At 55.8% G+C, this 11,804-nt stretch carries 10 protein-coding genes; 5 read left to right on the forward strand and 5 right to left on the reverse strand.

What is annotated here, in order from left to right:
• Positions 1–52: 52 nt before the first annotated feature.
• Entirely contained in the window at positions 53–2,587 is a 2,535-nt protein-coding gene (locus Poly21_RS13200; protein WP_146407472.1) for a c-type cytochrome, read from the reverse strand.
• A gap of 198 nt (positions 2,588–2,785) precedes the next feature.
• Between Poly21_RS13200 and Poly21_RS27515 the strand changes: the two genes are divergently transcribed.
• From Poly21_RS27515 to Poly21_RS13215, 4 genes are all read left to right on the forward strand, one after another.
• A complete protein-coding gene (locus Poly21_RS27515) occupies positions 2,786–3,154 on the forward strand; it encodes a hypothetical protein (protein ID WP_302118835.1) in 369 nt (122 codons plus the stop codon).
• Between the two features lie 170 nt (positions 3,155–3,324).
• Positions 3,325–4,311 (forward strand): FtsH protease activity modulator HflK, encoded by a 987-nt coding sequence (gene hflK, locus Poly21_RS13205; RefSeq protein ID WP_146407473.1) that lies wholly within the window; start codon positions 3,325–3,327, stop codon positions 4,309–4,311.
• Positions 4,308–5,276, forward strand: a complete 969-nt coding sequence (gene hflC, locus Poly21_RS13210) for a protease modulator HflC (RefSeq protein ID WP_302118836.1) — start codon at positions 4,308–4,310, stop codon at positions 5,274–5,276. Before hflK ends, hflC begins: the two co-directional genes overlap by 4 nt.
• A gap of 517 nt (positions 5,277–5,793) precedes the next feature.
• The gene (locus Poly21_RS13215) at positions 5,794–8,718 is read left to right on the forward strand and encodes a DUF7133 domain-containing protein (RefSeq protein ID WP_146408666.1); all 2,925 of its coding nucleotides are present in this window, start codon (positions 5,794–5,796) and stop codon (positions 8,716–8,718) included.
• Positions 8,719–8,791: 73 nt separating this feature from the next.
• On the opposite strand, the gene Poly21_RS13220 is transcribed toward Poly21_RS13215, so the two are convergent.
• From Poly21_RS13220 to Poly21_RS13235, 4 genes are all read right to left on the reverse strand, one after another.
• The gene (locus Poly21_RS13220; RefSeq protein WP_146407474.1) at positions 8,792–9,394 is read right to left on the reverse strand and encodes a class I SAM-dependent methyltransferase; all 603 of its coding nucleotides are present in this window, start codon (positions 9,392–9,394) and stop codon (positions 8,792–8,794) included.
• Positions 9,395–9,472: 78 nt separating this feature from the next.
• Positions 9,473–9,967 (reverse strand): YciE/YciF ferroxidase family protein, encoded by a 495-nt coding sequence (locus Poly21_RS13225; RefSeq protein ID WP_146407475.1) that lies wholly within the window; start codon positions 9,965–9,967, stop codon positions 9,473–9,475.
• A gap of 401 nt (positions 9,968–10,368) precedes the next feature.
• On the reverse strand, positions 10,369–10,584 hold the full coding sequence (locus Poly21_RS13230) for a hypothetical protein (protein ID WP_146407476.1): 216 nt from the start codon (positions 10,582–10,584) through the stop codon (positions 10,369–10,371).
• Positions 10,556–11,014 (reverse strand): hypothetical protein, encoded by a 459-nt coding sequence (locus Poly21_RS13235; RefSeq protein WP_146407477.1) that lies wholly within the window; start codon positions 11,012–11,014, stop codon positions 10,556–10,558. Before Poly21_RS13235 ends, Poly21_RS13230 begins: the two co-directional genes overlap by 29 nt.
• A 237-nt stretch (positions 11,015–11,251) precedes the next feature.
• Between Poly21_RS13235 and Poly21_RS13240 the strand changes: the two genes are divergently transcribed.
• Positions 11,252–11,761 carry a hypothetical protein gene (locus Poly21_RS13240; RefSeq protein WP_146407478.1) on the forward strand — a complete coding sequence of 170 codons (510 nt, stop codon included), beginning with the start codon at positions 11,252–11,254 and terminating at the stop codon, positions 11,759–11,761.
• Positions 11,762–11,804: the final 43 nt, after the last annotated feature.

An 11,804-nucleotide genomic window follows, 5' to 3' on the forward strand; every position in this document is an offset into this window, starting at 1 on the left:
GCCTGTTGTTTCGAGAGTTTGGCAAAATCGGAATGCCGATCAGTACGATTGTTCATTGCCATCGGTAGATAAGCTCCAAATTGTCTGCGGCACCCAGAGGGAGCATCCAGTCCTCTTTCTGCACGGGCGTTTGATTTGGGCTGAGCACTTGCACTGAGAGTCCCGACTCGTTGTGAAACTGATGCTTCGTCGCGTCCTGGGTCACTTGGGTACCGTGAATGATCCGGAACAGAAGTTTCTCGGTAGCATTAGCTTGGTCAGAGTGAAGATGAATCTGGCGTCGTAATCCGCCGCTAATCGCGGGCACGATGCGGTCCTCGATCCGATAGCCGCCACATCGGTATCGGAACGTGGGAACACGATCGCTGTCGAGCTGGTAGCCAAGAAATTCAGCGAGGACTGCGACCGGCGTGCCGCTAACCGGATTGATTTTGAAAAAGCTGGGGCCTGTGTCGAGGGGCTGCGGCTCAGTGCCTAGCGGATCGATAGGCGGAGAAAACCGTTCAAACCAAGTACTTCTCGCATCCAAAAATTCCCCTCGCCAACCGATCGCCAGCCGCGCCTCTTGAGCGTCCATTGCAAAGTTTTCGCCCGAGGGGAACCCGACCGCGATGGCGTGCATCCCGACACCATTCATGAACGTCCGCAGCATCAGCGGGTGATCTGTCGGTGTCAGTTGATAGTTTTTGGAGCGTTCGGCCTCGATCTTCGGCGGAATGCCGAGACGGTCGGAATGCTCGAGATAGTCCCACATCGAAGCGATCTGTTTTGACGCGTTGCCGCCGAGCACGTGCGGAACTTGGCTTTTGCCCTCTGGGAAGAAAGTCGGCATGCGGGTTCGGTTCTTGATCGCTGCCGGGTTCATGACAAAGTCGTGGAACCACGCTGGGAAAACGCGATCGGGCACGCCAGTTAGGTCAACGCCGACGACGCCCGGCATCGCTTGGCCGTCGAAGGAATGGCATTCAATGCAGCCGATGCCCATCAGGTCGCGCCCGATCTCGCCACTCGGCTTCGCTGCCGCTCCCGTCGTCGAAGTGGCAAACACTTCGCTAGCCGGTGCGGTGTTCGCTCCATCGACGCCACCCAATCGATCGGCGAGCGCCATTACATCACCGTGTGGGAATTTCGGCATTCGAATCGTCATATGCGGACGTAGCGTCGTCTTGGGATCCCCGCGAAACACCCGCTTGAGCCATTCCGGTTTGAGCTTGCGACCGACTCCGGAAAGTGGTGGCGGCAAGCGACCTTCATCCCCCAGATCAACACCCCCGACCGTTTCAAAGTAGGGTTTGCGATATCGGCCAACACCTCCCAACGCGTCTCGGGTGTGACAACCATAGCAGTTCATCTGTAGCAGCGTTCGGTCGACTAAATCGGCCTGCTCGGATTGATCGTTTTTGACCTGCCTGCGTGATTTCAGATCGACGATCGCTGCTGTGATGGCTGAGGTCTGTGTCGAATCGAGCGGGTACCTCGGGTACTGTCGCCGGACGGCGTCGCCGTCCGCCAGTGCCTCTGATCTATGGGCCGACTCGACGCCATGGGGCGTGCTGCTGGTTCCCGTGGCGAGACAGGCTGCTGCTGCTTTCGTCAAATCCAGATCTGCGAGTGGTATATAGGCTTGACGTTCGGTGTTTCCTGCCTGGTGGCAATTTGCACAGCCCAATGATACGAAGAGCTTGCGACCGGTCTCGACCAACGCTGTGTTGGTCGAGGGTGCGACCATGTCGCGGTCATTGAGATGGTCGGTGGACCTCAGGCCCTCGGGCTTATCATCCGATGCGTAGTTTCCTCGTTGGAGTAGATGCGCCGCGATATCAGCCGCCTCATGGGGTGCCAGTTTCAGGTTGGGCATCCGCCCGGACGGACGGAAATGTTCGGGTTGAAACAAAAAATGGGTTAGCGATCGTCGCGAATACTTCCGACGCAAATCCCCATGTGGTACCGATTCGACTCGACGCGCGGTACTTGCCAAGCCCATTTCGGCGAGCTCCTCGGGATCGAACTCCTCGAGAAGTTGATCGATCGAAGACTCTCGAACCTCGGAGACATGGTAGCTCGCCTCCGGTGCATGGCAGGCCACGCAGCCGACCTGGTGATAGAGGTCGGCTCCGCGATCAGCATCGCCCTTCTTCCAGAACTCGAACTCAACCGGATTGGCACCCCCCGCCTTGATCGTCGGCAGGTCCTCATCCAGTGTTGATAGAAACGCGACAAGGGCCGCGACGACCTCTTCCTTGGAATCCTGGGACAAGCCTGATAGCACGTCAGGCATCGTCGTGCCTGGATGAACTGATGTCGGCGAAGCCAAGTAATCACTTAGCCACTCCTGACTAACTCGGCGTGCGATGCCATTGAGTTGCGGTCCCCCTTTGGCACTGATCCGCTCGTTCAAATGACAGGCTGTGCAACTCAGTTCACTCAGTAACACCTCGCCAGCGAGCGCCTGGTCAACCTCATCATGGCGACCAAATCGTTCAAAACCGGAAACGAATGGAACAGAACTCTCCGCAGCCACGATCGTACTGTTCAGAATTGCGAGCAGACCCATCCAGAAGATCTTTGCGATGCGATTGTCGATCATCGGTCAGACACCCCCAGATCGATATTGTGATCCATGTCGATACGGTTTCTCCTGGAGAGCACACGCTCGCAGCGGTGAAGCAGAGCCGAACCAACGGACGAATGTCTCCATCTCCGAGGTGGTGCAGCGGCCATCGTGACGTCTTGGCGAAATGAAAGTTTGCTAAACAAGTGCGTCTGAGTATAGGAAGTGTGAATCGTGGGAACAGCTATTGGTGGGGAAAGTGAACGAATCTTCATTCCGAAGCAGAGGCGTACCGGTGATCGGATGAAGTCGTGCGGTGCTGAATCGGAATATCGAGCGGCGCATAGTGTACACCATGAGACGTTGCTCTACGGCGGTGCTCCTCATGCTTCCTCTTACGGCTGTCCACCACCGCAAGCTGGAGGATTGATCCTGCTCAGCATGGCGAAGCCTGCCAACAGGCTCACTGTTGGGGAAAACTGCGTCACCAGCGCCTTTGATGTGGGAGATCCGTTGATCGCCCTGCCATACTCACTCCAATTGCAGCATGAAGTGTGGTCGATCACACTGCATCGGTCCGCAAGGCCTCCCTGCTTCGACTGATACAAAAGGGAACCCCCCGGCGGGTTTGCTGAGATGGTCGCTGCATCCTCCGATGGGCAAGCTATACTTGACCTACGCTCAGAGGTCGAACTCGCTGCGTGATTGCGCTGCGATCGCGGCCGCGGTGAGTCTCCCTTCGATTTCCTTACGAACTACCAATTGCATCCCACATGAAGTTTGATCCTGACGACTGGCGAGACTTTGACTGGCGCGACATCGATTGGAATCAAGTGCGAATGCTTTGGCTCGGCGCAGCATTTCTCCTGGTGTTGGTCGTTTACTCTTGCGTGTACACCGTGCAGGCGGAGTCTGAGGGCGTCGTCCAGCGATTCGGTAAATACGTTCGCAACGCGGAGCCTGGCCTGCGGTTCAAACTGCCCTTCGGGATCGAACGTGTGTCCATGGTACCCGTGAAGAGACAGTTGAAGCAGGAATTTGGATTTGGATCTGCCAATGCGACGAATCCGAACCAGTTTTCATCGGAACAGACCCTCGAGCGCGGCATGGTGACCGGCGACCTCAATGCAGCCACGGTTGAGTGGATCATCCAATACCGCGTGCGTGAACCCGAACTTTACCTGTTTAAAGTTCGCAATCCCGACAGCACTCTGCGAGCGCTTTCTGAGTCTGTCATGCGTACCGTCGTAGGCGATCGAACTGTCGATGAGGTCATTACGGTCGGCCGTCAGGAGATCGAAGCTGATGCCCTGATTCAACTGCAGCAGCTCGTCGACAAGTATGAGTTGGGTTTGAGCATCGACCAGGTGCAACTGAAGAATGTGAACCCGCCACTGCCGGTCCAGCGTTCGTTCAACGAGGTGAACCAGGCTCAACAGGAGCGGGAACAACTCATCAATGTTGCCAATGGCGAGTACAACAAAGTCGTTCCCCGAGCGAGTGGCGAAGCGGAACAAAAGATCCAGGCCGCCGAAGGCTACGCTCTGAAGCGGGTCAACGAGGCTGAAGGCGATGTCGCGCGGTTCAACGCTGTGATGACAGAGTACGTCAAAGCCCCTGAGGTCACCAGACAACGCATCTACATTGAGACCATGCGTCAGATCGTTCCTAATCTCGGCAAAAAGATCATCCTTGACGAAAGCGCCAGTCAGATCTTGCCGCTATTGCAATTGTCCACCGATTCAACAAAGAACCCATGATGAAAAATGCACCACTTACCATTCTGGGCGGAATCGGACTGTTCTTGCTGATTCTGTACTTCACCGCGACCTACACCGTGGACGAGACCGAGCAGGTGATCATCACCCAATTCGGAAAGCCCGTTGGTGATCCGATCACCGCCGCAGGTCTGCACCTCAAACTTCCGTTCGTCCAAGACGTGACGCGGATCGAAAAACGCATGCTTGAGTGGGACGGTCGCCCCAATGAAATGCCCACCAAGGATAAAACCTATATTGTTGTCGACACTTTTGGGCGATGGCGAATTAGTGACGCGAAACAGTTCTTTCTGCGACTGCGAGATGAGCGGAGTGCTCAGTCACGTCTCGACGATATTCTCGGCAGCGAGACTCGCAATGCGATCGCGAAACATGAGCTGATCGAGGTGATCAGGACTACCAAGGACCGTGAGCCTAATCAAGATGCCGTGCTCGTCGATGCTCCCGGAAACGTGGGACGTCTCTATCCCATCTCAAAAGGGCGTGCGAAGATCGAAGAGGAAATCTATGGCGAGGCAGCTGAGAAGCTATCGGATTTTGGCATCGAGCTGCTCGACGTACGATTCAAGCGGATCAACTACAACGAGAGCGTACGTCAGCGAATCTATGACCGCATGATCAGCGAACGCCAGCAGATCGCGGAGCGATTTCGTAGCGAGGGCGAAGGCGAAGCCGCGAAGATCCTTGGAAAGAAGGAACGCGACTTATTGAAAATTGAATCCGAAGCATATAAACGGGTCCAAGAAGTCCAAGGCGAAGCAGACGCGAAGGCCAGCGAAATCTATGCGAGCGCCTACAACCAAAGCGAGGACTCCGTCGCATTCTATGAGTTCATCAAGACGATGGAGACCTACCAAGAAATGCTCGGGGGCGACAGCACGCTAATCATGACCACTGGTAGTGATATCTTCAAATTCCTTAAACACGTCAATCCGCCGAAGCAATAGCATCTATCCGGTTCTGATGGGTGACCAACGTGAACTTCGGCTGACCACCGGCATGTAGAAAGGCAGAGCTGTCTTTAAGATGACAGCACTTCGCAACCTCTGACGCGCGATTCCGTCGGTTGAGCCAGGAGACAGGCATGGATGCCCACTGAACCCCTGCCACAGGTTAAGATTGGGCTCCCTCCAAACTGCCTGTTGATTTATCAATCCGCACCGCCAGCGAGACGATCCAGTTGATCGTTTGCTTGAGTTCCGGTTTGGTATTTGTGAATTCGGACAGCGAAAGCAACGAACTCAACAGGCTGTGAAGCCTCCCACTGCCCGCCTGCGATCTTCAATGCATTCTCTCCGCTCCAGACTGACCGCAACTCGATTCCCGACTTGCTTCGTAGTAGCGGTCCTGTCGGCAAACCTGATCTCATCAGCCAGCCTCAGCACTGCTGTACGTGCCCAATCTCCGCAGCCCACCCCTGCCTCGGACACCTCCTATGCAGGAAACGCTGAGGTCGCCGAAATTATGCGGACGCGCCCTGGTCGTGGTGTCATGCGAGATGATTCGGAACCTACCCCCGTCGATATTGCGTTAACCCAATTCGAAGTCATCGAGGGGCTTGAGATCCAATCCGTGGCCGCGGAACCGGACATCTCACAGCCGCTGTTTATCTCGTGGGACTCGCGGGGGCGAATGTGGGTGGTCCAGTATCGTCAGTACCAGTTTCCCGCCGGGCTGAAGATCGTGCGCTACGACCAGCACCTGCGCGCAGTTTTCGATCGTGTTCCCGAACCACCACCGCTGGGTACGCCGGGCGCAGACAAGGTCACCGTGTTCGAAGACACCGACGGAGACGGCGTTTACGACAGCCACAAAGATATCATCACCGGTCTGAATATCGCCTCATCCGTCCAAGTCGGCCACGGTGGGATTTGGGTGTTGAACCCACCTTATTTATTGTTCTATCCTGATGCTAATCAAGACGACGTGCCCGATGCAGACCCCGAAGTTCATCTAGCGGGCTTTGGATTGCAAGATACCCACTCGGTTGCCAATAGCCTGACCTGGGGACCAGACGGGTGGCTGTACGGTTGCAATGGCAGCACGACGGTCGGCGACGTCAGCTCCGCAGTCACCAAAGGTGTGCGTTTTCAGGGACAGTGCGTATGGCGATACCATCCCGACACCAAAGTTTTCGAGATATACGCTGAGGGAGGCGGGAATAATTTCAGTCTCGAGATCGACTCGAAAGGCCGTGTGTTTACTGGCACTAACGGTGGGAACACGCGAGGATACTATTTTCCGCAAGGAAGCTACAGTGAAAAGAATTGGGGCAAACACGGCCCGCTGACCAATCCCTATGCCTTCGGATTCTTCCATGCGATGAAGTTCGACGGAGATGGACGCAGATTTCCGCAAGCGTTCTGTATCTACGAGGGAGGGCTGCTACCGACGGAGTACGAGCAAGGAATTATCGCGCCGAATTCACTACATAACCTTGTATGGCATAGCCAGCGAATTCCCGACGGATCCACCTATCGAACCGTGGATCTGCCCAACTTACTTGAGACCTCCGATCGTTGGTTTCGCCCCGTCTATGCCGGTGTGGGCCCTGATGGTGCTGTCTACATGGCCGATTGGTATGACAGTCGCCTAAGCCACGTCAGTCCAGTCGACGATTGGCACAAAGAGAGCGGCCGCATCTATCGCGTCGTCCCGTCGGACGCCTCGCCAAGCTATCAGCAGGGCGACCTCAACAAAGCCAGCAATGAAGAGTTAATGAGTTACTTCTCCCATCAGAACAAGTGGGTGCGGCAGCGCGCCGTGCTTGAACTGGGGTGGCGAGGTGACGCTGCCGTGACGGAGCCACTCATTAAGCTCGTCGATGAGCAGGCCTCGCTCGAAGCGCTCTGGGCTTTAAGCATGATCGGAAGATTCGATGCCACCTTGGCGTCACGTTGGCTGTCGCACTCCGACGCCCACATTCGCCGCTGGGTCGTGCGTCTGCTCGGAGATCGCCACGAAGATCACAGTGGACTGGCGGTGATGGCGGCGACGGAGCCGGACGTTCAGGTTCGCAGCCAGTTGGCCGCCACCGCTAAACGGCTGTCCCCCGCGGTGGGCTTGGACATCGTGGCGGCGCTACTGCGTCACGAGAATGATGCTCACGACCCACACATGCCGCTCATGAACTGGTGGGCGATCGAAGCTCATGCCGACGTGTGGCCTGCGGTCGCGACGATGTTCGCAGATAAGTCAATATGGAATCTCTCAATGGTCAAGCATGACGTTTTGCGACGTCTCATTCAACGCTACGCTTCGGCCAGTGACGATGAGAACCTTCATCACTGTGCACAGTTAATCGAGATGGCACCCGACGACGAGGCTCGGGCTCTACTGATTCAAGGTATCGATATGGCGTATCAAGGCCGTGCCATTCCGCAATTACCCATCTCGCTCGATAGAGCCCTGGCGGAATACAAGGCGTCGCTCGGGGAATCGAACTTAATTTTGTCGCTCCGGCGAGGCGATTCCCGAGCGATCGTCGATGCGATCGAATTACTCGCGAGTCCACAATCCAACTTGCCGCTCGCGATCGAGGCAGCCAACGTATTCGGCGAAATTCATCACCCCGACGCCACAAAGAACTTGCTCGCTCTGGCAACGGGAAACCGGACCTCCGAACCGGCCCTTCAGCGCGTTGCGATCGCTTCGCTGCGAAAATACGACGCCGCATCGATCGGCACTACACTGCTGGCATCGTTTGGGAGCCGAGTGTCCGAGGAGCATGGTTTGCGGGCAGCGGCGTTTCGGACTCTCGCCTCGCGCCCCGTGTGGGCGTTGCAATTGCTAGAAGAGTTGACGCAGTGGAGACTCCAACGCGACCACGTTCCCTACGACGTCATCCAGCAACTTCGCACGTACGAGGACCCTCAAATTGCGGAGCAGGTGAAACGAGTGTTCGGGCCTATCTCAACAACCGCGACGCCCGAGCAAATATTAGAAACCAATCGCTTACGAGAGATGCTCGCCGCGACACCCGGCGACGCTCAAGCAGGCAAGAAGATTTTTGCAAAAGCTTGTGGTGTGTGTCACCAATTGTTCGGGGAGGGCAGCAAGATTGGACCGCCTCTGGACGGATACGAACGAGGAAAGATCGGATTTTGGGTCGATTCAATTGTGTTGCCTAATCTGGAAATTCGCGAAGGCTACCAGTCCTACGTGGTTTTGACCGAGGATGGTCGCGTGATCAATGGAGTCATTGCCGAACAAACGCCGACCACCGTGACGGTTCGCAACGCAGATAGCCAAACCACCATGATTGCCCGTGACGAGATCGAAACCCTGCAGGCGCTACCTACCTCGCTGATGCCGTCGGGTTTGCTCAATGAGTACAGTGACGAACAAATTCGTGATCTTCACGCCTATCTGTCGCTAGGGGCTCGCTAAACCAATAACGTCAACAGCTTATCGAACGTCCCTGCGTGTTCACCGTCGGCCTCTGGCTGAAAAATGTGTTTCATCACTCAGCGTTCTTGGTCCAGGTGAATACACGCAGTGGAGGGAGGTTCAGGATCACGTTGGTCACAGTGGGCTTGCCAAATAGCGGTTCGGCGTACGTCACTACATGACTCCTCAGTTGGTAGGCTATGAACGTGCCACCGACACTCAAGTCTCGATGAATCGCCTTGATCGTCGACTCGGCGGTTTCGGCATCCAGCGACGAGAATGGAATACCAGATACGATAACGTCCGGCGACTTGAAATCGTGTATCATTAGGACACGTTCCAAACCTACCACGTCGTCCTGCACGACAGTCAGTCGTGAGTCACCGATTTCCTCTAACGGCTCAATGAAACCGGTCGCCTTCTCGATTGCCAGTACGCGGCAGTCCGGGCCAGCATGTTTGAGCAAACGCTCGGTAGTGCCTCCGGTGCCAGGCCCGAGGTCGACGATCCGCTGAGCCGATCGTACACAGTCGCGATCAGCAATCTGCTCAGTGAGAAACGGAAAGCTGGGAATGATCGATGCGACTTGCGACGGACATCGCAGCCACTCTTTCATCACAGCAATGGCGCGAGTCCAATAAGGACGACGACGGGGAATTGCGGCTTGGCTTGTCATCAATAGGTGCCTGTAGGTGGTGAGTCTATAAGGAGACGCCGCGTGGCGCGAGTCCACGCGGCGTCAAATGTTCGTGATTCAACCAGTGGCCAGTGCATCCTTGTTAATCGCCTTGGCCAGCTGCGAAAGTTTCTCATCGGCCGCTTCTTCCTCATCAATATTCTGTTTGAGCAGCTTCAGTGCATTGTCATATCCGAGAGCTTTCGCCCAGGTGCATAGCGTTCCATAGGTCGCAATCTCGTAGTGCTCAACTTTCTGCGCACAGGCGATGATGACGGCGTCCTTGACGGCCGGTTCAGCGTCTTCCTTGAGCATGTCCTCGGCTTCAGTAATCAAGCCCTTCATAGCCTCGCAAGTTTTTGCCTTGGCAGCTTTACCGGTATCCTGGAATGCCTTTTCAACTCGCTGGACCTGTTCTTCTGTTTCTGTCAGATGGTCTTGAAGGGCTTTCGTGAGCTTCTCGCACGACGCGTTTTTGGCCATCTTTGGGAGGGCCTTCACTAACTGCTTCTCCGCGCTAAGGGCGTCGCGAAGTTCATCATAGAATGCATCGGCTAAGGTTTTCATCGACATTTGGATACTCCATTAGAAAGGGGAAGTCTGGTTTGAGTTCTTGATGGCTGCGTGTAAGCGATTTTCGTGCCAAAGGCTGGTCAACTGTGCGGCGTTGCCTTGGGATGATGATGGGCCCGCAATCTTCCGAATGGGCATCGATTCTGAAATGTTGAGAGGAAGATTGCCATGGTACGAGCGACTGCCACGCACCACGTTGACCAAGCTGGACGACAAACTACCATCGCAGATCTTGCGTCGAGCAATTCTCTATTGAAGACATCACACGAGCCAGGATTCGGTGAGGACGTCACATATCGAACATCTCATGACTCGATGTTCGTTACCCGACGAACCTGAAAGCGAACCAATGCTTTGTCGATTTCACCGGCCTTGCAAGAGTTGCCGACATGTCTCGCGTTTCATGTCAGATCCAGTCCGTTGGAAACGTCGAGGATGGCCGGTGGCGATACTATGAATGCATCAAGAAGGTTGGGCGAGCAATTAGCGACGCGGCGAAGTTTGCCGCCGGCCTGACACGCGGTGCTGGTTTCTGGCGCATCACCGCCTTCCAGCTCGCTATCCAATTGAGCGGCGAAAGGCTCGTAGCTACTGATCTGCCGCCACGAATGCGGCATCGGGGTCCGCGTGAATACCGTCTCGAGAAATGATTCGCTCGAAGTCACCTCGTAGCGCCTTCAGTGCATATCGCTCTTCATTGATCTCGGCAGACGTGCGAAATCCCATGCGGCGTAAAATTGGTAGCGGCGGACACCAACCCTGCAAAGCGTGCTGGAACAGAAAGCCCGTCACTAAACCTGGTAATAGCAACCATCGCTTGTCGACGGTTGCGGATAATAGCACACCGGAGAACGCCAGCGCTGAGGCATTGCACTCGAGTGCCCGCTCAATGTCCCACTCTTGATTGAGTTCCAGGATACGGCGTGAGATTACTTGTGGCGGTTGTGTCGAGTAGTGCGCGATTCGATTCTGAGTTTCGCGCGCGATCGATTCATTGATCGCTTGGTGGGTGTGTTGTTCAACTCGGTGATTGGTTGCGGGCAACATAGTTCCTCTCCTTTGTTCGCGAAGGTCTGACATGAGCTTGGACGGCTGGCATCTTGAAGGATGCCTGACTAGATCGGCAATTCTTGCGCCATTAACGGAGATTTGGTACAGAAAATGCCAGTCGTTTACCGTCGTTGGGCATGGTTGCGTGACCGGAAATTATGCGGTTCGACAAGCTTCCCAATCAAGTTCCCACTTCGCACAGATCTCACACTCTTAGAAAACAGGAAACGGACCATGTCAAACAAGAAACCAGCTCACGATGAAACCCGTGAAGAGCTTCGCAACGAAGATGCGATTACCGGAGAACCTGGATCCCATCCGGTTGGGACGGGCCTGGGGGCGGCTCTTGGCGGAGCGGCTGCCGGAGCTGCCGCAGGCACGGTAGCGGGCCCCATCGGGACCGTCGCCGGAGCGATTGTCGGTGGGGTCGCAGGCGGGTACGGTGGCAAAGCCATTGCGGAGAGCGTCGACCCGACGATCGAGACGGCGTACTGGGAGGAACAGCACGCGAGTCGCCCCTACTACAACGACACTTACGACTACGAGCAGTACCGCACGGCGTATCAATCTGGTTGGGAAGCCTTCGACGCTGACGCCAACGACGAGTGGAATAGTCGCGAAGCCATCGCTCGAAAACAATGGGAAGATGCCGGCGGTGGCGAACACATGACGTGGGAGGAAGCTCGCCCGGCAGCGCTCGATGCGTACACTCGAGTCCAGAACCGGACCAGTAAGCCCAAATAGTCCCGGGCAGCCTCGGCCACACTGGCTCGACGCTATTCGTGTC

Source organism: Allorhodopirellula heiligendammensis (assembly GCF_007860105.1).
Taxonomy (GTDB): Bacteria; Planctomycetota; Planctomycetia; order Pirellulales; family Pirellulaceae; genus Rhodopirellula; species Rhodopirellula heiligendammensis.

Bases quoted from the DNA above. Each gene is read 5' to 3' on its own strand.
- Poly21_RS13235 (WP_146407477.1), bottom strand. From the start codon at position 11,014: ATGTTGCCCGCAACCAATCACCGAGTTGAACAACACACCCACCAAGCG.
- Poly21_RS13215 (WP_146408666.1), top strand. From the start codon at position 5,794: ATGCGGACGCGCCCTGGTCGTGGTGTCATGCGAGATGATTCGGAACCT.
- Poly21_RS13220 (WP_146407474.1), bottom strand. From the start codon at position 9,394: ATGACAAGCCAAGCCGCAATTCCCCGTCGTCGTCCTTATTGGACTCGC.
- Poly21_RS13230 (WP_146407476.1), bottom strand. From the start codon at position 10,584: ATGCCGCATTCGTGGCGGCAGATCAGTAGCTACGAGCCTTTCGCCGCT.
- hflC (WP_302118836.1), top strand. From the start codon at position 4,308: ATGATGAAAAATGCACCACTTACCATTCTGGGCGGAATCGGACTGTTC.
- Poly21_RS13225 (WP_146407475.1), bottom strand. From the start codon at position 9,967: ATGTCGATGAAAACCTTAGCCGATGCATTCTATGATGAACTTCGCGAC.
- Poly21_RS13240 (WP_146407478.1), top strand. From the start codon at position 11,252: ATGTCAAACAAGAAACCAGCTCACGATGAAACCCGTGAAGAGCTTCGC.
- hflK (WP_146407473.1), top strand. From the start codon at position 3,325: ATGAAGTTTGATCCTGACGACTGGCGAGACTTTGACTGGCGCGACATC.
- Poly21_RS13200 (WP_146407472.1), bottom strand. From the start codon at position 2,587: ATGATCGACAATCGCATCGCAAAGATCTTCTGGATGGGTCTGCTCGCA.